Consider the following 18,517-nt stretch of genomic DNA (forward strand, 5'->3'; position numbering starts at 1 on the left):
TTCAATGACAAAAACATGACTGAGATCGCTTTCAAGATTGAACTTTTATTTGAGGCGCTGGTCGACAATGCCGTTGTGTATCATCACTAGATTGGAATACCGGGAGGGGAAATATCCTTCGGTCATACAAGGAAATAGGTTCGATACAAAAAACCGTAGTTGTACAAATATCAATCCCCAGAGAGGTAAGCGTCAGGGGATTGATATGGCTCTATTTCAGAGAATATTCAGGGCTGAATATTCCACTTTTGCAGCCAGCTGAGTGCCACCCGTTCCGGTTCATCGTGCACGGTGGCATCCAGCTCCAGCGAGGGAATCACTCGCGTGGCCCCCAGTTCTTGCAGCAATCCGTCCAGCCGACGACCCGCGCCACAAAAATGGTCATAGCTGCTGTCACCCATGGCAATCAGGGCATAACGCAGCCCTTTGAGCCAGGGGGCCTTGTCGGCCAGTTCGCTGGCAAAGGGCTGCAGATTGGGTGGAATATCCCCCTGCCCGGTGGTGGCACTGACCAGCAATAAAAAACGGCCGGGGTCGATGTCCGCCAGCCGTGCTTCTTCGTGCAGGGAACAGTGATGCCCCTTGCGTTCCAACTCATCTGCCAGAGTCTCGGCCACCAGTATGGCTGCGCCGTAGACACTCCCTACCACGATATCGATCTGCGCCATTCTCCCCTCCCAGCTTTAGTCACTCTTTTGAGCAACGCTCGTGAGCAACTCTATCAGCAAGCTGGCGTCAGATGCCACCCGTTCAGGGCCGAGGATCAAACGCTTAGTAGTCGCTCTCGCTGGCGGGCCAGCCCAGTTCGGCAAACAGGCGCAGCACATCCTGACCGAGCGGCGCCTGGATCCGCATCGGTACCTTCAACACCGGATGGGTAAAGCTCAGGGTGCGGGCCACCAGCAGCAGCCGCTCACAGCCAAAGTGCTCGCGGAAGAAGCGGTTATGACGGCCATCCCCGTGAGTGGTGTCACCCACAATCGGGTGGAACAGATGATCCATATGGCGGCGCAGCTGATGCTTGCGGCCGGTCTTCGGAAACAATCTGACCAGACTGTAACGACTGGTGGGATGCTTCTTGGAGACCGCGTGGGGCAGCTCGACCTGATGCAGGCGACGGAAGGTGGTGACGGCATCCTGCGCCGGACGATCCGGGTTGCTCATGGCATCGGCAATCTTGTCCAGCTGCTCCTTGAGGGGATAGTCGATCACCCCCTGCTCGGGTGCCCAGCCCCGCACCAGCGCCAAATACTCCTTGTGTACCTGACGTTGGGTAAAGGCTTCGGTCAGTGCGCGGGCAATCACCGGATCGAGCGCAAACAGCAGCACGCCGGAGGTGGGCCGATCGAGGCGATGCACCGGATAGACGTGGCGACCGCCGATGAGATCCCGGGTCATCTGCATGGCGAAGCGGGTCTCGGCCTTGTCGAGCCAGCTGCGGTGCACCAGCAGACCGGACGGCTTGTTAACCGCCACCAGCCACTCATCCTGATAGAGCAGAGTCAGCTTCAGGTCACTATCTTCTCGGGTTTGCTCTGGCATCATTGTTCGATCACTTTACCGGAGAGCAGCAGATCGAAACGGGCGATCAAGCGCAGCAGGGCCGCCACCTCGGCCAGCTCCTCTTTATAGACTTCGCTGGCCATGGGATAGAGGGAGACGCTGGTGGGCAACGGCGCCTGCAACATCACCAGCTGCTCCATGCGCGGGATCAGCACGAACTGCAGCCACTGATCAAAGCTCAGGGTATCAACACAAAAAGGCAGGGTGCTTGCCAGGGCTTCGTCACCGGGATGGTCAGCTTGCCAGCGCTCGAGGCGCTGCAACTCGGCGGTGAGTTCCCCCAACAGGCCAGCTACCAGCAAATATTGATTCATCTCGCTCTCTTCCTCATAACCACAGATTGATCCACTGACCCGACAGGATCAGCCAGGATGCCGATACATTCAGTCGCGCAGCACCGGCGGTTCAGCCGGGTCGTCGACATACAGGGCAGCCAGCGCGGCCTGCCGCCGTTAAAAAAGGGCGATACTATACACCTCCCCCCGCATGGCTGCCATGTTGATATCTGCCGCAGCACACGTCTGCTGCCACTGGCTATCCTCGGCAAGGGCCTTATAATCGGCCCGCATCACCATTAGCCGGATCTCACCATGTCTGCGACGCCTACTGCCATCAATACCTTGACCGAATTTCTGACTCAGGCTGGCACCCAGTTCCAGCTGTTTGACATGGGCCGCCAGGTGCGGCCACTGGCAAGCGATACCTTTGTCCGCATCGAACAACAGCAGGAGCCCTACCCCTGGCCGCTGCAACAGCACGCCTGGCTGGGTGTGCACTTCTTCCAACCGAGCGAGTCTCGCCACTACCTCTGGTTCCTCAAGTTTGCCCTCGATGAGCGCGGCCTGCTGATGTCAAACGGCCCCAAGCTGTTTATGGATCAGGTGGTGGAGACCCTGGGCTACAAGCTCACCGGTGACCTTGATGAAGAAAAAGCCCAGCGCTTGGCCGACAATCCCTACACCTTCCGCCCGGCAGAGGCAAAAATGGCCAGTCTGCACGCCAAGCTGGCGCGCCAGCTGGAGCAGGCACCCTCTGCCTATTACGATGCCCTCTGCCACTATCTGGCCGCCCCCAACGACACCGGTTGGCAGACGCTGGGGCTGCAGGGCTTTGCCGATCTGGCCGAGCGGCTGCATGATGAGCGCAATCTGGCGCTGATCTGCAAGGCACTACCCAAACTGCCGCAAGAGCCGCTCTATGCCCTCTGCCAGAGCCTTGAAAACGCCCCGCTGCCGCCAGCAGTACAAGGCGCCCTGCTTGAGCGGATCGGCAAGGAGCAGGAGTGCGCCACGCCCAACCCGGAGACCCTGGCCTACCTCTGCCGCGCCATGGCCTCCTGCCCCGGCAGCGCACTGCGCAACAACAAGCTGCTGACCCTGCTGCAAACCCAGCCGAGCCCGGCACTGCTGCTCGCCATTGCCGGGCGACTCTGGCCCGATCTGAAAGATGCCAATCTGCTCAGCCACTATCTGGAACAGCTGGCGCTGCAACCGACCCAGTTCTTCAATCAGGTTTTTGCCGAGTTGGTCACTTTACCGGCCCTGCGCAATGATATGCTGGCCAGACTGCGCGACCCCGAGCGCAGCGAGGCGCTGGGCAAGGCCATCGGCCGTCTGTTTGCCTCGGCCTGATCCCTCGCCTCCCCCTCACGCCACGAGGCAACACGGCGGGAAATAGAAAAGGAGACTGGGAGTTCCAGCAGGACTCCCGGTTATCGACATCACGATAAGGAAGCCCGCCTATGGGAGAGATGCTCGGAATTCTGTTGCTGATTGCCATTGCCGGCCTGTTCTGGCTGCAACGCCAACAGGCAGAAGTCGCCTGGCAATATATGCGCCGCTACTGCCAGCACCATGATCTGCAACTGCTGTCGCTGGCCCGTAACCGGCGGGAGCTGGCCCGCCATCCCCTGCGGCTGCTGACCCACTATCAGTTTGAATTCTCCAGCGATGGCGAGAGCCACTATCAGGGCACCCTCAAGATGCAGGGGCTGCACGTCGTGGGCGTCGATCTGCCACCCCATCGCATACCTGCCATCTGAATATCGCCATCTAACCCTTGTCAGCTGACCGTCCCTGCCACGGCAGGGACACTGATCTCTCCCCGCAGGACCTGATACAACCTGACCGCTCAATCGTCACGGGATCGGACCTTGGCCTCCGGGGGCCACTGGGGCGATAACGCGCCGCTGATGAGGTGTCCCAGCTCGGTATAAGTTAAAATGTGGGCATTTGGCAAAACACCATAAATTATATTTATAGTGGCCTGCAGACCTGCCAGACACCGCTCTCACCGGCCATCCAGCCTCAATCGCACCGCTTCCCGCTGATGATAAAACCCCGACCGGGCAAGGGGAAATGCCTGTCTATAATCTCAGGGATAAGTAAAGGGAGAGACGAGATGGAACCCCTTGTCCACGATCTGCCAGCCCTGTTTGCCCAGCTCGGGATGGCCAACGACGAGCTGAGCCTGCACCGCTTTGTGCACGACCATCACCTCGACAACGAAACCCTGCTGCCGGAAGCCAGTTTCTGGAGCGCCGCCCAGGCCAGCTTTCTGCGCGACGCCTTGTGGCACGACTCCGACTGGTGCGAAGCGATCGACCAGCTCGATGTAATGCTGCGCCAGCCCCGCTAAGCCGCCCTCCCCTTTCCTCCCCTGCAGGGTTTGGTTAAGATCCCGCCCCGATATCGATCCCCTTTCTCACCCAGAGCATGCTTATGTCCGCCCACGAGATCATCCTAATTGCCAACGAGCTGGCCGCCAAGGGCCTGACGCCCACCACCGCCATGATCAAGGCCCGCCTCACCCAGCCCGTACCGATGGCCGAGCTGTTGAAAGTGCTGAGCCAGTGGAAGCAGCAACCCGTCGCGACCACCGAGAGCGAGAGCCTGCCAGAGGCGGTGCCCCAGCCAGCGCCTGAGCTCACCCTGCAGCAACTCGCCGAGCAGCTCGCACGCATCGAACAGAAGGTGGATCGGCTGACCGACCTGCTCATCCAGCAGGGGCAGCGCTGAGCCATGTACATCGTCGAACTCTGCTTTGAGTGCTACCGCGACACCTCCCTGGGTGAAGCCGAGCGAGCCATCGTCAACTACCTCGACATGCTGCGCTATCAGGGCCAGATCCTCGGCCGCGAGTTTCCCACCAGCATGCACGAGGGCTATTTCGTCAGCCGGGTAGTCTGCCCGGAGCAGGACAGCCTGCACCCGGACAACCAGAGCGATCAGGTCAAACTGGCCGAGCAGCAGCTCAATCAGGCCGGGCTGCTCGCGCCGAAACTGCAGCTGCAGGGGGCGGATTTACTGTCTGACAGTACCGACCCTTGCGGCGAGCAGGGTGAACGACCGAGCTGGATGCTGCTCTATACCAGCTTTCTGCACACCTGCTCGCCGCTGCGCTGTGGCGACCACTTCGCCCCCATCCCGCTCTACCAACTGCCCGCCGTCGCCAATGGCGATCAGAAACAGATCATCAAGTGGCAGGAGGATTGGGAGGCGTGCGACCAACTGCAGATGAACGGCTCCATCGCCGAACATGCAGCGCTGCACGAGATCGGCGAAGTGGGCAGCCGCCTCTACCGGCGCGGCAGCGATCTTGCCAAACGGCTGGAGGTGCTGAGCGGCATTCCCACCTACTACTACCTCTACCGGGTAGGCGGGCTGAGCGCCGCCGAGGAGAAGGCGCGCCCCTGCCCCAGCTGTGGCGGTGAGTGGGCACTGGCAGAACCGCTGCACGAGATCTTCGACTTCAAGTGCGACAGCTGCCGCCTGGTCTCCAACCTCTCCTGGGATTTCAAGGATTAAGCTCGTTCCCAGCACGTGACGCCATAAAGCCATAAAAAAGAGCCTTGCCGCATGGCAAGGCTCTTTCGTTTCGATATCTGTTCCGCGAAGCGACAGTGGCTCGAACAGGCGCTATTGCGGCAGCGTTTCCAGCCGCGCCAGAAACGCCGGAAGAGAGGGCGCCAACGGCAGCCTGCGGCCGGAGTCGAGCCACTCCAACCACACCTGACCACTCTCGTTATCCAGCGAGATGAGCGTCATCTCGTTGCGGGTGGTGGCAATAAAGATGGATGGGGTGCGCTTGAGCTTGCGCAACATCAGCAGGTGGCCGATGAGGTTCTCCTTGAGCAGGTCGAGATCCGCATCGTTCCACGGCAAGATCAGTTCAAGGCGCAACCCCTTGAAGAGACAGGGGATGGGGCGACTGAACCAGTGACCAAACAGGGCTGTGGCACTGGGGTGCAGAGTCAGCTCAAGGGCATCAGCCATGGCCGAAAAATCAGCTGGCTCGGGACGATGGTAAGGACGCCAGGCCACCCGACCATCAAGCGGCTCACCCAGCTGGCAGGGGGAACGCCAGTCCGCCTCCCACTCGCACAGGGGCAGGCCTCGTCTGGCTTCGCCATCCCGTTGCCAGCGGGCAAAAAAGTGCTCCAGGGCAGACAAAACTTGATCCGACATCGAAAATCCCCACAATTGCTGGCAAAGTTCGCTATTGCACCATCAAACAGGGTGACAAACAAGGTTGCCAGCCGACTCGCATCCCATGAGGCAAACCGGGCGGCGCCCAGGTAAAACGGCGGCAACGATCTGCCCGTGCCATAGCCCATTTCATTTCCATCATCATGAACACATTAGGTAAGCAAACCAGTGAGCAAACAAGATAGATACGCAGGGGCCAGCGCCCTGACCGGCCTGAGCCTGGGCCAGCAATCCGATTACATCAGCCAGTACACACCCTCCCTGCTGCAACCGGTTCCCCGCAGTCTGAACCGGGATGACCTCCAACTGGGCGATAACCTCCCCTTTCAGGGCTGTGATGTCTGGACCCTCTATGAACTCTCCTGGCTCAATGCCAAGGGCAAGCCGATGGTCGCCATCGGTGAGGTGACCATTCCGGCCACCAGCGCAAATCTGATCGAATCCAAATCCTTCAAGCTCTACCTCAACTCTTTCAACCAGACCCGTTGCGACTCCATCGAAGCGGTCGCCGCCATGTTGACCAAGGATCTGAGCAGCTGTGCGGGTGAAACCGTCAAGGTCACCCTATTCCCCCTCGATCATGCTCCGCACCAGATCGCCCTGCTGCCCGGCGAGTGCATCGACGAACAGGATATCGAGGTAGACCATTACGAGTTTGATGCGGCCCTGCTGCAAGGAGCAGCCAGCAGCGAGCAGGTAGAAGAGACCCTGCACAGCCACCTGCTAAAATCCAACTGTCTGGTGACCAGCCAGCCGGACTGGGGGTCAGTGGTGATCCGCTACAAGGGGCCAAAGCTTAATCGTGAGAAGCTGCTGCGCTACCTTATCTCGTTCCGCCAGCACAACGAGTTCCACGAGCAGTGCATCGAGCGCATTTTTATCGACCTCAAGCACTTCTGCCAGCCTGAGCAGTTGACCGTCTATGCCCGCTATACCCGTCGCGGTGGCCTTGATATCAATCCGTTCCGCTCCGATTTCGAAGCGGTCCCCGCCAACCTGCGCCTGATCCGGCAGTAAACGCGATACACCGCTGAAGGGAGGGGCGGCATAACCGCCCCTCCCCCAAGCCAGCTTGCCCCCACAGTAAAGACTGGACTCACAGGGGGGGGCTTGGATAACATGCCATCACCTCCGCGCCGCCCTTAATCCAATGAATCAACTGTTTTTTCTGGCCATGATGATGTCTTCCCTGTCCGCCCCGAATCTGGAGCTGGACAAGGAGCAGCTATCTATCGACCTGCAACAGGCGCAGTCTCTGGTGCTGGCCGATCCTGCCAGATGCGTGCAAATCACCTCTGCTTTTCTGACTCGCTCGGCCAATAATCCCCAACAAATCATCAGTAATCGCCAGGAGTTCGGCTATCGCGAGCCCATCCTGAGCTACAGCACCATTGCCCAGAACATCGGGGCCCATCTGCTAAAAGGGGAGTGTTTACTGCAACTGGGTCAGTACCAGGCGACTCAAAAAGCTCTCGATACCGCAATGACGCTAGCTGATAAAGAGCAACAACTTGAACTCAAAGCACACGGGCTCTATCTCAAGATCCGCAGTCAGGGGCTCAGACCCGATGGTCAAAACAGCAGTCGCACCCTGCTGGAACAACTGGAGACCCAGCTAGCGGCACCAGGGCTCAAGCAAAGCCAGCTGCAAATCTATAGCCGCCTGCAACGCACCAGCTATGACATTGAAAATCAGCACTTTGACGATGCCAAAGCGCATCTGGCCGAGGCGCGGATCTGGGCGGCCAAAGTCGTCAACCCACTGGCCAGTGCCTGGGTCAGCGCCATCAGCGGCGATCTTTATCGCGCTTTGCAGCAACCACAGCTGGCGCTGGGGGAGTATATCGATGCCCAGCAGCAGGCCAAAAACCTCAATGACCCTCTGTTTCTCGGCCTGCTATCGAATCAGATCGTCAAGCTCTATCAACAGGAACAAGAGCCACAGAAAGCACTGCAGTATGCCAATGAAGCTGCCAACTATTTTCACTCTATTGGCAACCCGTCACTACTCTGTGACTCGCTCATCGTACTGGCTCGGCTCAACCGTGATCAGGGCGACCTCAATATGGCGCTGGTCTACTTCTTCAATGCGCTGGATCTGCTCAATGACAAGAGCAGCCGACCACAAGCTGCCCTGCTCAAGTACGAGATCGGCAAGACTTACCTGCAAAGTGGCAATCTCTCGCTGGCCAGCAACTACCTCAATGCGGCGCGCCAGTCCCACGAGCTCAATGATGCCAAAGAGCCGCTCATCGATACCCTGCTGCTGCTCGGCGAGCTCTATCTCCAGAAACAAGAGGCGGCCATCGCCATCCTGCAGTTGGAAAATGCCCGGGCCCTGGCCAATCAGATTGGTGATACCCGCCGTCAGTACGAGGTATTCCGGCTGCTCTCGCTAGCCTATGAACAGAAGGGATACCTGCGCCAGGCACTCGACAGTTACAAACGCTTCCACCGTTTGGGGGAAGAGGTACGCCAGCAGGAGATTGCTCAGGAGCAAGCCGCGATCCGCGACAACTATGTCCAGGTCGAGCGGGTACAGCATATCAAGGAGCTTGAGCAGCGTCTGAGTACCAGCCAGCACCAACAGGAGCGTTATCTCTGGTCGAGCATCACCACCAGTCTGCTACTCGCCCTCTTTATCTACCTCTTCTTCACTCTCTGGCTCAAATTGCGTACCGCCCGTCTGCAACTCAAACGCACCGGTGAAGCCTTGCTGCTTGAGCCCCGCTCGGGACTGGCCAACTGGCAGCGTCTGATGAACCGCTGGCCACGAGAGATGGCCAAGCGCCAGCTGAAGTCGGATCGCTGGTATCTCAGCGACACCCCAACCAGCGAGTTCGATGACAAACTGCACTACCTGCTGTTTCGGGTGCCCTTTCTGGTCAACACCCTTGAACGCCACGGCTATCAGGCTAGCCGCGAGATTGAACAGGCATTCGGTGCCTATATGGATACTCTGACGCCGCAAGATGGCCGTATCTATGACCTGCGTGAAGGACACATGCTCTATGTCGTGCCGCAGCGCCATGTCACCAATTTGCATCAACTGGCTGGTGACCTGCTGACGGCCATCGCCGCCTTCCCCTGCAACTATCCACTGGATCGCCGGATAAGCCTGGGGATTGTCAGTCACCCCTTTTTGCCCAAAGCGGCCACCGCGCTCGATCACAATGGCCTGTTTGATCTCTGCTATCTCGCCCTGTCGGGAGCCATTCAGCTCAGCGAAAAATTCCAGCAAAACGCCTGGCTGGAGCTCGCTGCCATCGATTGCCAACAGGCTGCATTTTTTAATGGGGATGTGTGGCAATGCGGCCTGATGGCAATTGACAAGGGGCTGGTAAAAGTCAATTCTTCTCATGAAAAGCAATGGGTTAATTGGCACAGCCTGGCAAGGAAGCAAGCGGCTAATGACCTGCAAGCAATATAGATAACAGACGAGGCTCGAAGCCAGGTTCGACCACTGTTGCTATCCAACACCAAAAACAATAATGACAACAGGGCGACCTGATAATGAATGACATCGCTGCCGTAGCAGGACAATTGGCCAGGCTCAGGGAATCCCTTCAGCAGAAACAGCTGGAACTGGACGGCGTTCTCTCGTTCTCCGATGCCGAGCGCGCTCGTGGCATCCAGTTCATCAATAAATTGATGCTCTCCTGCCGTGGCTTCGATCGCGAGCTGGACAATCGCTTCGCCAAGCTCAAGCTGAAGCTGGATAATAATCCCGCATTCACCTCGCTGGATGCCGATCTGCTGGCCATTGAAAAACTGCTACAACAGCACAGTAATGCCCTGGAAGAGTCGATAACCCTGACTCAGGCGGCCATCGACCTGGGATCCAGGCAACTCAAAACCATCAAGGGCTTCCCGGAAGATACCCGTAAATCCCTCAAGGAGTTCTTGGCCAGCCCCGCAGGTTACGGCATTGCCGATCATCAGAAAAAGGTGATCAAGCTGCTGGAATTCTACCAGCAGGCGATCAAGATCCAGCTGCTGCCAAGCCAGCCACTGCTGGCACCATCAGGGAGCCAGCAGCCAGAGAGTGAAACGACCAGCAACGACACACAACCCGATGTCGATCCATTCGATCTCAAAGATCACGCCCGCATTGCGGACGAGCTGCAACGCCTGATCACCGAACTCGATTTCGCCGGGACCATAGGTGAAAGCCTGAGCGATATCCGTCGCCAATTGCTGATCGGGGTCAACCCCACCATGCTGGCAGAAACCTGCCTACAGGTGATCGAACTCATCATCGAAGGTACCCGCGAAGAGCGCAAAGCCTCCCGCGCCTTCCTCAGTACTCTCAACGAGAGCTTGTCAGCAGTACATGTCGGGTTTACCGAATCCCTCGATGAGGGGCGCGCGCTGCAAAACGAAACCCGGGAAGCCCGCGAAGCGCTGGTCAATGAGCTGCAGGCCATCGATCACTCCCTGACCAGCCATAACTCTATCGACGCACTCAAACAGACCATCGGCAGCCATATGGGGGCCATCAACCAGCTATTGCAGGAGCGTGAAAGCACGGCGGCAAGGGAGCGTCATCTGCTTACTCGCCTCTCCACCATGGAGTCCAAGCTGCGGTTGATGAAAGAAGAGACCGCTGAGTACAAGAAGCGGCTGACCATCCAGAAGCACAAACTGTTCCTCGACAGCCTGACCCAGGTACACAACCGGGCCGCCCTTGATGAACGGCTGGAGCAAGAGTACAAACGTTGGCTGCGCTACCGTACCCCGCTCTGTATGGCGATTATCGACATCGATCACTTCAAGAACATCAATGACAACTACGGTCATATGGCGGGCGACAAGGCGCTGAAAGTAGTTGCCAAGGCACTGCAAAGCGCCCTGCGTGACACTGATTTCATCGCCCGTTTCGGTGGCGAAGAGTTCGTGGTGTTGCTGCCCAACATTAACCCGGACAAGTTCCAGAAGCCGCTGGAGACATTGCGCCAGACCATCAAGAGCATCCCGTTTCGTTTTCGCGATGCCAAGGTGGAGATCACCATCTCCATCGGCGCCACCCTGTTCAAGGAGGGGGATAACCCTTCCGATGTGTTCGAGCGGGCAGACAAAGCGCTCTACCACTCCAAGAACAACGGGCGGGATCAGGTCACACTGGCCTGACAAGCGGCGAAAAAAACAGCGAACAGTCGCAACCCTATTTCCCTCCCCCCTCTGTTACCACTACTATCGATCTCAGGGGATGCAACATGGCGTCCCCTTTTCTCCCCAGGGAAAAACACAACGATAACAAGTGAGTAAAGGGGAACCTATGATTACGCACATCAATCCCGTCGGCAGCATGGATTTGCTGTCACAGCTTGAGGTGGATCGCCTCAAGCAGACTGCCTCCAGCGATATCTATCAACTGTTTCGCAACTGCTCGCTGGCAGTGCTCAATTCCGGTAGCCATACCGACAGCTCCAAGGAGATCCTGGAGCGCTTCAAATCGTTCGATATTCATGTGATCCGGCGCGAGCGCGGGGTCAAGCTGGAACTGTTCAATGCCCCCGAGCACGCCTTCGTCGATGGCGAAATTATTCGCGGCATTCAGGAGCACCTCTTCTCGGTGCTGCGCGACATTCTCTATGTCTCCAATCAGCTCGAGTCCAACCGCCAGGTCAATCTGACCAACTCCACCCATATCTCCAACGTGGTGTTCGCCATCCTGCGCAACGCCAAGGTGATCCTGCCCGGCGCCGATCCCAACCTGATCGTCTGCTGGGGGGGCCACTCCATCAACGAGATCGAATACCAGTACACCCGCGCGGTGGGCAGTGAACTGGGCTTGCGTGAGCTGAACATCTGTACCGGTTGCGGCCCGGGTGCCATGGAGGGCCCGATGAAAGGCGCCGCTGTCGGCCATGCCAAACAGCGGGTACGAAACGGCCGCTACATTGGCCTCACCGAACCCTCCATCATCGCGGCTGAACCGCCCAATCCCATCGTCAACGAGCTGGTGATCCTGCCGGATATCGAGAAGCGGCTGGAAGCCTTCGTGCGTCTGGGCCACGGCATCATCATCTTCCCGGGCGGGGTCGGCACCGCCGAAGAGCTGCTCTATCTGCTCGGCATCATGATGAACCCGGCCAATGAACGCCAGCCGATGCCCATCATTCTGACCGGTCCGAAAGAGAGCGCCGACTACTTCCGCGCCATCGATGACTTCATCAAGGCGACCCTCGGCGAGCCAGCCACCCGGCTCTACCGGATCATTGTCGGCGATGCGCCGGAAGTGGCCCGGGTAATGAAAGAGGCGATGCCGAAGATCCGCGAATATCGCAAATCGGTTGGCGATGCCTACTCATTCAACTGGTCCCTCAAGATTGAACCTGAGTTCCAGCTTCCCTTCGAGCCGGATCACGCCAACATGGCCAGTCTGGATCTGCACCGCAACCAGCCGCCGCAGCTTCTGGCTGCCAACCTGCGTCGCGCCTTCTCCGGCATCGTGGCAGGCAACGTCAAGGAAGGGGGCATTCGCGCCATCGAGAAGAAAGGCCCCTTCAAGCTGCACGGCGACAAGGAGCTGATGCACCTGATGGACAAGCTGCTGGAGAGCTTCGTCAAGCAGCAGCGGATGAAGCTGCCGGGCAGCCAATATGTACCCTGCTACGAAATCGTCCGCTAGGGTACAGAAAGCACAATCATCGACAGAGGGGTGCATCGGCGCCCCTCTTTATTGACGCTATCCCTCCCCGAATGCCATCAATCCCCCATAAGGCGAGCGGTTTGTTACAATGGGGCGTCCCGACCGCCAAGAGTGCCCCATGTCAACTATCCGGCCACACCTGCTCATCATCGATGCCCTCAACCTCATTCGCCGTCTGCACGCGGTACAGGCCCAGCAGGCACTGACCCCCGCCCAGGCGCTGGTCGCCACCCGCGCCAACCTTATCAACACCTGCCGCAAGCTGCTGGCCAATAGCGAACCGACCCATGTCATCGCCGTCTTTGATGGCGAGGTGCACAGCTGGCGCAAAGAGGTCTATCCGGCCTACAAGGAGGGGCGCACACCAATGCCCCCCGAACTGCGTGAAGGGCTGGCGACCCTGCAGGATGCCTTCTGGGAGTGCGGTGTCGATGCCCTGCTCTCCGAGACCGACGAGGCAGATGATCTGATCGCCACTCTCGCCAGCGGCATCGCCAGCCACGGCCATCAGGCAACTATCATCTCCACCGACAAGGGTTTTTGCCAACTGATCTGCCCGCAGATCCGGGTACGCGACTACTTCAACAAACGCTGGCTGGATGCCGCCTTCGTCCAGCAGCAATATGGGGTAATGCCCGCTCAGCTGGTCGACTTCTGGGCCCTGACCGGTATCAGCGGTTCCAATATCAAGGGGGTACCGGGTATCGGCCCCAAGACCGCCACCCAACTGTTGCTGCAGTATGGCAATCTGGCGGCCATGCTCGAGGCCTGCCAGCAAGAAAATGCCACCAAACCACTGCTCAAGCTGCGTCAGTATCAGGATGAGGCGCTGCTAGCCCAGCGGCTGGTACGCTTGCAGCGGGATATTGTGCTGGGATTCAATCTGCGGGACATCCGCTACCCGCCCCAGCCGGAATAAATGGCCGAACAAAAATGCAGGCAAGGGCGCGAACCATGACGAGACTCACCCTCGCTGTTGATGAAAGTGAGTAGAATGTAAAGGAATGTGGTTGGTTTGCTGAGTAAATGCTATAAAGCAGCCCCATCCTCCCCTATACCCTGGAAGTGGAACCCTCTCATGTCCAAAAGAAAAATTACCGTGATCCCCGGCGACGGCATCGGCCCCAGCATCATTGAATCAGCCATCCAGATCCTGACCCATGCAGGCTGCGACTTTGAGTACGAATATGCTGACGCAGGTCTGGTTGCCCTCGAGAAACATGGCGAGCTGCTGCCCCAGGCCACTCTGGATCTGATTGAGAAGAACAAGGTGAGCCTGAAAGGGCCATTGACCACGCCGGTCGGCGGCGGTTTTACCTCCATTAACGTCTCCCTGCGCAAGAAATTCAACCTCTACGCCAATGTGCGTCCGGTTATCTCCTTCAAGGGCACCAGAAGCCGTTACGACAACATCGACATCATCACGGTGCGTGAAAACACCGAAGGGATGTACTCGGGTGCCGGTCAGAAGCGCAGCGATGACAACAAGAGCGCCGAGGCGATGAGCATCATCACCCGCGAAGGGGCCGAACGCATCGTCAAGTTTGCCTTCGAGCTGGCCCGTCAGGAAGGGCGCAAGAAGGTCACCATTATCCACAAGGCCAACATCCTCAAGTCGACCTCCGGCCTGTTCCTCGAAGTGGCCCGTGAAATCGCCAGCCACTACCCGGATATCCAGAGCGAAGAGATGATCGTCGATGCCGCCTGCATGAATCTGGTGATGTATCCGGAGCGTTTCGATGTCATGGTCACCACCAACCTGTTCGGCGATATCCTCTCGGATCTCTGCGCCGGTCTGGTCGGCGGTCTGGGCATGGCACCAGGTGCCAACATTGGTGATGGCGCAGCCATCTTTGAAGCGGTCCATGGCTCTGCACCCGACATCGCAGGCAAAAATATCGCCAACCCCACCTCGGTGATCCTCGCCTCCATCCAGATGCTGGAGTACCTCGGCATGCAGGATAAAGCAGAGCGGATCCGCGAGGCGGTACGAGCCACCATCGAATCCGGTGACCGAGTCACCCGCGATCTGGGCGGCAGCGCCTCCACCAGCGAATTCACCCAAGCCATCATCGATCGGCTATAAGCTAATCCATTGATTTGAAAAGGGAGCTTCGGCTCCCTTTTTATATTTATGAAGACTTTCCCACTCAGTGACGTGCAACTATGTTGTATAGACAAGGATAACAAGGAGAGTTGTTCATGAACGGGTATTGGTGCTATCTGGTTCCAGTCTGTCTGCTGCTGAGCAGCACGGCTGGCGCATTCGAATTGCCTGAACCAAATCAAACGGCAAGGCTGCCACTGGAAGAGAAACGCGCCGCCACCGAGGTTTGGCGTTCGACTCTGGATAGCAACGACCTGCTGAAGGCACCGCGCCCACTCTCGTTCGGGATCGAAGTCACCACCGACAACTATGGCAACCAGAAGGTCACCTCCTACCAGCAGCTTAATCTGACCCCGGAAAAGAGCGTCAGTCTCTCGTTCGATCGCTACAAACCCAGAGTCAAGTTCCGGGCTGGCAGTATGAATACCGCCATCAAGCTCAGAGGGGACGGGATCAAGATGCAGTTCAATCCGGTCGATAAAACCATCCCGCTGCAGATCGAGCTCAAGGTAACCGATGACGAGTCATCCCTGCGCGTCGATTACCGTTTCTGATTCTCCAAGCCCCCGAATAGCAAAAGACCGACAGGTTTCCCTGTCGGTCTTGCCATTTATCGTTCGAGCTGAACGCTTAGATCACACCTTGGGCTCGAGTTTGGAGACCCAGTACTTGTTGTAAACATGCACAGTGATCTCTTCACGATCGTGATAGAGCTGCTTGGCCTGGATCACGAACGCGTTGTCGATCTCCTTGAGCATCTCGCGCAGCACCTCAATATTGTGCACCGATTCGGCATAACGCTTCTTCATCGGCAGCTTGAGGTTGAACATCGCCTCCTGACAGTCGCCCTCACGGAACCAGTCCGCAATCATGTGAACGACCCGCGCCGGTTTATCGACCATGTCGCACACCAGCCAGTAGGTGTTCTTCTTACTCGGACGCCAGACGAAACCATCATCACGGATATGCTTGACCTGACCGGTATCCATCAGGGATTGGGCCATCATGCCGTTGTCGACCGCCGTCACCATCATGCCACGACGCACCAGCTGATAGGTCCAGCCGCCCGGGCAGGCACCCAGATCCACCGCCTTCAGACCGGAGCAAAGACGCATATCCCACTCTTCCCGCGGCACGAACACGTAAAACGCCTCTTCCAGCTTGAGGCTGGAGCGGCTCGGCGCATCGGCCGGGAAGCGCAGACGCGGGATCCCCATGTGGAATCCGGAGTTGTTGAACGAGTATGAGTAACCCAGCAACACATGGTCATTGGCCATGAAGAAGGCGTGGAACACCGGACGGTTCGGCGTCTCTTTCTTGGTCAAAATATCGTTGCTGCGCAGCGCCTGACGAAGCGGCACGGTGAACTTGCGGCAGAAGGCCGACAGCTCTTTCGCTTCGTTGGTGTCCGCGGTCTCGACTCGCAGATCGCCACAAATGGTGTATTCGCGAACTGCCTCGATGATGGGGGTGATCCTGTCTGCAACATCCAGCGCCTTCAGCTCATGGGTTACCACCAGCATCTGACGAATGAAGATGAGCTCCCGGAACGGCAGCTTGCGCGCCAGCAGGTCCGCCTGCTCCTCGTCATACAGTTCGAAGATCACATAACCGCTGTCGTCCTTGACCCGGGCAAAACCGTAGCACTGCATGTTACCGGCACGCTCGGTGATCTCTGCAGCCGCCTCTTTCTCAAAACCGGGGCGGCAATAAAGCAGCAGATTATTCATTTTTTCCTCCAAGACGACAGCCGGCCCAAATCAAAGCCGCCCATCCCAACATAAAACAGAGGCCACCGGCCGGGGTAATCAGCCCCAGCCCCTTGCTGCCAAGCAGCACCATGGCGTAAATACTGCCGGAGAATCCAATGATCCCCAGCACAAATGCGGTGCCAGCCAGGTGGATCACCTTGCTGCGCACACCACACCAGCCCAGAACCAGCAGGGCCAATGCGTGAAAAAACTGATACTGCACGGCGGTATTGAACGCCGCCAGACGCTCAGGCGTAATGCCGGTCGCCGCCAAGCCATGGGCGCCATAAGCCCCCAGCATGGTGGCCGTCAACCCGAAGAGACCGGCCAGTATCAGCCAATGTCGATGGATCTGCATCCTCACTCTCCCTCTCTCATCACGGCTGCCAATAAGGCCAGCCCTCTCTTGCTATCCGTGCCGGGCGACAAAATGGCTGATGGCCGCCGCCGCATACTGCATATTCTCCTGCTCACTCACGCCACTGGCTTTACGCGGTTTAAAACCATGATCACCATCGGTCAACCAATGGACCGATACGGCGGGTGAGAAGGGGAAATCGGCCAGATCGGCGCGACTACCGAAGGTATCACGCTCCCCCTGCAACAGCAGGGTTGGCACTGCAATATGCTTGAGTACCTCGCCTCGCCAACTGTCGGGCTTGGCCGGAGGGTGGAAAGGATACCCGAGAATGAGCAATCCTGCAGCATTCATCTCATCCTCTGGGTCATGATACAGCTCTGCCGCCATCCGTCCCCCCATCGACTTGCCCGCCAGAAACAACCGTGGATGGGCAAACTCGCGGATCATGTCGCGCCAACGAGCGAGCAGCACTGGCGCTCTGTCCGGCGGACGGCGCTTGCCATCTTCTGCCCGTTTGGTCATGTAGGGAAAGTTGAAGCGCACCACTTCGATGTCTGGCCCGGCCAGCAGACGTGACAGCTCGGCAAGAAAGGGGTGATCCATCCCGGCGCCCGCCCCGTGGGCCAGCAAAATGCGAACGGGGGCATCAACTGCCCCCTCGCGGATCACATCAGGCATCGGCGAGCCTTGCCCTGCGACGTGCCTCTTCCTGCTCTACCAGCTCCAGCATCCAGTCGCGGAAGGCAACGATCTTGCCCTGATCAGACTGCTGCTCCTGACACACCAGATAGAAGGCATTTTTGCTCACCAGTACCTGCTCGAACGGACAGATCAGACGACCGGCCTCAATTTCGGGTTGTGCCAGCACGCTGTGGCCGAGCGCCACCCCCTGACCGTGGATCGCCGCCTGGATCACCATGGTGGAGTGGCTGAAAATGGGCCCCTGGTTAACGTTGGGCGCATCGATATCGAGCTGGCGGAACCAGGCCTTCCAGTCGCGACGGGAGGTATCGTGCAGCAGAGTATGGAGGGTCAGATCTTGCGGGGTGCGCAGCGGTTTGGGCCCGGTCAGCAGCAAGGGGGAACAAACCGGGATCAGGTATTCGGTATGCAACTTGTCGCAACGCAGACCCGGCCAGTTGCCACGTCCGTAGTAAATGGCCACGTCCACATCGTCGGTGAGCGACCCTTCGTCGAGATCGACCGCCTTGATCCGTACATCGATATCAGGATGACGTTCGCTGAACTTGACCAAGCGCGGCACCAGCCACTGAATAGCAAAACTCGGCTGCAGGCTGACGGTCAACGCCCCCTTGGCACTGCGGGCTAGCAGCTTGTCGGTCGCTTCCGAAATGGAGGCAAAGATATCTTTGATATCGAGGAAATAGCCCTGCCCCTCTTCGGTCAGCAACAAGGAGCGGTTCTTGCGGCGGAACAGCTTGATGCCAAGATACTCCTCCAGCGCCTTGATCTGGTGACTGATGGCAGCCTGAGTCACAAACAACTCTTCTGCTGCGCGGGTAAAGCTTAAGTGACGAGCCGCTGCTTCAAATGCTTTAAGTGCATTGAGCGGAGGTAAACGACGAGACATGA

Annotated in this window: 20 protein-coding genes; 12 read left to right on the plus strand and 8 right to left on the minus strand. The window is 58.2% G+C overall.

Annotated features, from left to right (window positions below; translation table 11 throughout):
- Nucleotides 1–227: 227 nt before the first annotated feature.
- From ACE1BR_RS10635 to ACE1BR_RS10645, 3 genes are all read right to left on the minus strand, one after another.
- Nucleotides 228–668, minus strand: coding sequence for a flavodoxin (locus ACE1BR_RS10635; protein ID WP_374870060.1), 441 nt, complete (start codon nt 666–668; stop codon nt 228–230).
- A 103-nt stretch (nt 669–771) separates the two neighbouring features.
- Nucleotides 772–1,545 carry a tRNA pseudouridine(65) synthase TruC gene (truC, locus tag ACE1BR_RS10640; RefSeq protein WP_374870062.1) on the minus strand — a complete coding sequence of 258 codons (774 nt, stop codon included), beginning with the start codon at nt 1,543–1,545 and terminating at the stop codon, nt 772–774.
- Nucleotides 1,542–1,877 (minus strand): YqcC family protein, encoded by a 336-nt coding sequence (locus tag ACE1BR_RS10645; RefSeq protein ID WP_033137937.1) that lies wholly within the window; start codon nt 1,875–1,877, stop codon nt 1,542–1,544. Before ACE1BR_RS10645 ends, truC begins: the two co-directional genes overlap by 4 nt.
- A 276-nt stretch (nt 1,878–2,153) precedes the next feature.
- Between ACE1BR_RS10645 and ACE1BR_RS10650 the strand changes: the two genes are divergently transcribed.
- The 5 genes from ACE1BR_RS10650 (at nt 2,154) to ACE1BR_RS10670 (ending at nt 5,369) form a co-directional block, all read left to right on the plus strand.
- The gene (locus ACE1BR_RS10650) at nt 2,154–3,194 is read left to right on the plus strand and encodes a DUF3549 family protein (protein ID WP_374870064.1); all 1,041 of its coding nucleotides are present in this window, start codon (nt 2,154–2,156) and stop codon (nt 3,192–3,194) included.
- A gap of 110 nt (nt 3,195–3,304) precedes the next feature.
- Nucleotides 3,305–3,604: a DUF3301 domain-containing protein gene (locus ACE1BR_RS10655; protein ID WP_374870066.1), complete on the plus strand. Its 300-nt coding sequence runs from the start codon at nt 3,305–3,307 to the stop codon at nt 3,602–3,604.
- A 359-nt stretch (nt 3,605–3,963) separates the two neighbouring features.
- Nucleotides 3,964–4,200 (plus strand): DUF2789 family protein, encoded by a 237-nt coding sequence (locus ACE1BR_RS10660; protein ID WP_042058408.1) that lies wholly within the window; start codon nt 3,964–3,966, stop codon nt 4,198–4,200.
- Nucleotides 4,201–4,283: 83 nt separating this feature from the next.
- On the plus strand, nt 4,284–4,580 hold the full coding sequence (locus ACE1BR_RS10665; protein WP_374870069.1) for a DNA-binding protein: 297 nt from the start codon (nt 4,284–4,286) through the stop codon (nt 4,578–4,580).
- Between the two features lie 3 nt (nt 4,581–4,583).
- Nucleotides 4,584–5,369, plus strand: a complete 786-nt coding sequence (locus tag ACE1BR_RS10670) for a Zn-ribbon-containing protein (RefSeq protein WP_374870071.1) — start codon at nt 4,584–4,586, stop codon at nt 5,367–5,369.
- 111 nt (nt 5,370–5,480) lie between these two features.
- On the opposite strand, the gene syd is transcribed toward ACE1BR_RS10670, so the two are convergent.
- Nucleotides 5,481–6,029: a SecY-interacting protein gene (gene syd / locus ACE1BR_RS10675; protein WP_374870073.1), complete on the minus strand. Its 549-nt coding sequence runs from the start codon at nt 6,027–6,029 to the stop codon at nt 5,481–5,483.
- Nucleotides 6,030–6,218: 189 nt separating this feature from the next.
- Here syd and queF point away from each other — a divergent pair, with 189 nt between their 5' ends.
- The 7 genes from queF to ACE1BR_RS10710 all read left to right on the plus strand — a co-directional run bounded on the left by queF (nt 6,219) and on the right by ACE1BR_RS10710 (nt 15,366).
- Complete coding sequence (queF, locus tag ACE1BR_RS10680; RefSeq protein ID WP_374870075.1) at nt 6,219–7,067, plus strand: NADPH-dependent 7-cyano-7-deazaguanine reductase QueF; 849 nt, start codon at nt 6,219–6,221, stop codon at nt 7,065–7,067.
- A 133-nt stretch (nt 7,068–7,200) separates the two neighbouring features.
- A complete protein-coding gene (locus tag ACE1BR_RS10685) occupies nt 7,201–9,480 on the plus strand; it encodes a hypothetical protein (protein ID WP_374870077.1) in 2,280 nt (759 codons plus the stop codon).
- 83 nt (nt 9,481–9,563) lie between these two features.
- The gene (locus ACE1BR_RS10690; protein ID WP_374870079.1) at nt 9,564–11,180 is read left to right on the plus strand and encodes a diguanylate cyclase; all 1,617 of its coding nucleotides are present in this window, start codon (nt 9,564–9,566) and stop codon (nt 11,178–11,180) included.
- 148 nt (nt 11,181–11,328) lie between these two features.
- The gene (gene ppnN, locus ACE1BR_RS10695) at nt 11,329–12,684 is read left to right on the plus strand and encodes a nucleotide 5'-monophosphate nucleosidase PpnN (RefSeq protein ID WP_270794684.1); all 1,356 of its coding nucleotides are present in this window, start codon (nt 11,329–11,331) and stop codon (nt 12,682–12,684) included.
- Nucleotides 12,685–12,823: 139 nt separating this feature from the next.
- The gene (gene xni, locus ACE1BR_RS10700) at nt 12,824–13,624 is read left to right on the plus strand and encodes a flap endonuclease Xni (RefSeq protein WP_374870081.1); all 801 of its coding nucleotides are present in this window, start codon (nt 12,824–12,826) and stop codon (nt 13,622–13,624) included.
- 159 nt (nt 13,625–13,783) lie between these two features.
- Nucleotides 13,784–14,791: an isocitrate dehydrogenase gene (locus ACE1BR_RS10705; protein WP_268011936.1), complete on the plus strand. Its 1,008-nt coding sequence runs from the start codon at nt 13,784–13,786 to the stop codon at nt 14,789–14,791.
- Between the two features lie 116 nt (nt 14,792–14,907).
- Nucleotides 14,908–15,366, plus strand: a complete 459-nt coding sequence (locus ACE1BR_RS10710; protein ID WP_374870084.1) for a hypothetical protein — start codon at nt 14,908–14,910, stop codon at nt 15,364–15,366.
- 81 nt (nt 15,367–15,447) lie between these two features.
- Here the strand turns inward: ACE1BR_RS10710 and rlmM are convergent, their stop codons facing one another.
- The 4 genes from rlmM to ACE1BR_RS10730 are packed head-to-tail and all read right to left on the minus strand — an operon-like array spanning nt 15,448 to nt 18,515.
- The gene (gene rlmM / locus ACE1BR_RS10715; protein ID WP_374870086.1) at nt 15,448–16,542 is read right to left on the minus strand and encodes a 23S rRNA (cytidine(2498)-2'-O)-methyltransferase RlmM; all 1,095 of its coding nucleotides are present in this window, start codon (nt 16,540–16,542) and stop codon (nt 15,448–15,450) included.
- A complete protein-coding gene (locus tag ACE1BR_RS10720; protein ID WP_058052208.1) occupies nt 16,535–16,921 on the minus strand; it encodes a DUF423 domain-containing protein in 387 nt (128 codons plus the stop codon). Before ACE1BR_RS10720 ends, rlmM begins: the two co-directional genes overlap by 8 nt.
- A 51-nt stretch (nt 16,922–16,972) precedes the next feature.
- Nucleotides 16,973–17,602 (minus strand): alpha/beta family hydrolase, encoded by a 630-nt coding sequence (locus ACE1BR_RS10725; protein WP_374870088.1) that lies wholly within the window; start codon nt 17,600–17,602, stop codon nt 16,973–16,975.
- Nucleotides 17,595–18,515, minus strand: a complete 921-nt coding sequence (locus ACE1BR_RS10730) for a transcriptional regulator GcvA (protein WP_042058376.1) — start codon at nt 18,513–18,515, stop codon at nt 17,595–17,597. The genes ACE1BR_RS10725 and ACE1BR_RS10730 overlap by 8 nt, the downstream gene beginning before the upstream one ends.
- Nucleotides 18,516–18,517: the final 2 nt, after the last annotated feature.

Origin of the sequence: Aeromonas sp. MdU4 (assembly GCF_041929505.1) — a bacterium.
Classification (GTDB): domain Bacteria; phylum Pseudomonadota; class Gammaproteobacteria; order Enterobacterales; family Aeromonadaceae; genus Aeromonas.

What these genes read in the sequence shown, in the direction of transcription:
- ACE1BR_RS10635 (WP_374870060.1), bottom strand. Translation starts at nt 668, where the DNA reads ATGGCGCAGATCGATATCGTGGTAGGGAGTGTCTACGGCGCAGCCATA.
- truC (WP_374870062.1), bottom strand. Translation starts at nt 1,545, where the DNA reads ATGATGCCAGAGCAAACCCGAGAAGATAGTGACCTGAAGCTGACTCTG.
- ACE1BR_RS10645 (WP_033137937.1), bottom strand. Translation starts at nt 1,877, where the DNA reads ATGAATCAATATTTGCTGGTAGCTGGCCTGTTGGGGGAACTCACCGCC.
- ACE1BR_RS10650 (WP_374870064.1), top strand. Translation starts at nt 2,154, where the DNA reads ATGTCTGCGACGCCTACTGCCATCAATACCTTGACCGAATTTCTGACT.
- ACE1BR_RS10655 (WP_374870066.1), top strand. Translation starts at nt 3,305, where the DNA reads ATGGGAGAGATGCTCGGAATTCTGTTGCTGATTGCCATTGCCGGCCTG.
- ACE1BR_RS10660 (WP_042058408.1), top strand. Translation starts at nt 3,964, where the DNA reads ATGGAACCCCTTGTCCACGATCTGCCAGCCCTGTTTGCCCAGCTCGGG.
- ACE1BR_RS10665 (WP_374870069.1), top strand. Translation starts at nt 4,284, where the DNA reads ATGTCCGCCCACGAGATCATCCTAATTGCCAACGAGCTGGCCGCCAAG.
- ACE1BR_RS10670 (WP_374870071.1), top strand. Translation starts at nt 4,584, where the DNA reads ATGTACATCGTCGAACTCTGCTTTGAGTGCTACCGCGACACCTCCCTG.
- syd (WP_374870073.1), bottom strand. Translation starts at nt 6,029, where the DNA reads ATGTCGGATCAAGTTTTGTCTGCCCTGGAGCACTTTTTTGCCCGCTGG.
- ACE1BR_RS10685 (WP_374870077.1), top strand. Translation starts at nt 7,201, where the DNA reads ATGAATCAACTGTTTTTTCTGGCCATGATGATGTCTTCCCTGTCCGCC.
- ACE1BR_RS10690 (WP_374870079.1), top strand. Translation starts at nt 9,564, where the DNA reads ATGAATGACATCGCTGCCGTAGCAGGACAATTGGCCAGGCTCAGGGAA.
- ppnN (WP_270794684.1), top strand. Translation starts at nt 11,329, where the DNA reads ATGATTACGCACATCAATCCCGTCGGCAGCATGGATTTGCTGTCACAG.
- xni (WP_374870081.1), top strand. Translation starts at nt 12,824, where the DNA reads ATGTCAACTATCCGGCCACACCTGCTCATCATCGATGCCCTCAACCTC.
- ACE1BR_RS10705 (WP_268011936.1), top strand. Translation starts at nt 13,784, where the DNA reads ATGTCCAAAAGAAAAATTACCGTGATCCCCGGCGACGGCATCGGCCCC.
- ACE1BR_RS10710 (WP_374870084.1), top strand. Translation starts at nt 14,908, where the DNA reads ATGAACGGGTATTGGTGCTATCTGGTTCCAGTCTGTCTGCTGCTGAGC.
- rlmM (WP_374870086.1), bottom strand. Translation starts at nt 16,542, where the DNA reads ATGAATAATCTGCTGCTTTATTGCCGCCCCGGTTTTGAGAAAGAGGCG.
- ACE1BR_RS10720 (WP_058052208.1), bottom strand. Translation starts at nt 16,921, where the DNA reads ATGCAGATCCATCGACATTGGCTGATACTGGCCGGTCTCTTCGGGTTG.
- ACE1BR_RS10725 (WP_374870088.1), bottom strand. Translation starts at nt 17,602, where the DNA reads ATGCCTGATGTGATCCGCGAGGGGGCAGTTGATGCCCCCGTTCGCATT.
- ACE1BR_RS10730 (WP_042058376.1), bottom strand. Translation starts at nt 18,515, where the DNA reads ATGTCTCGTCGTTTACCTCCGCTCAATGCACTTAAAGCATTTGAAGCA.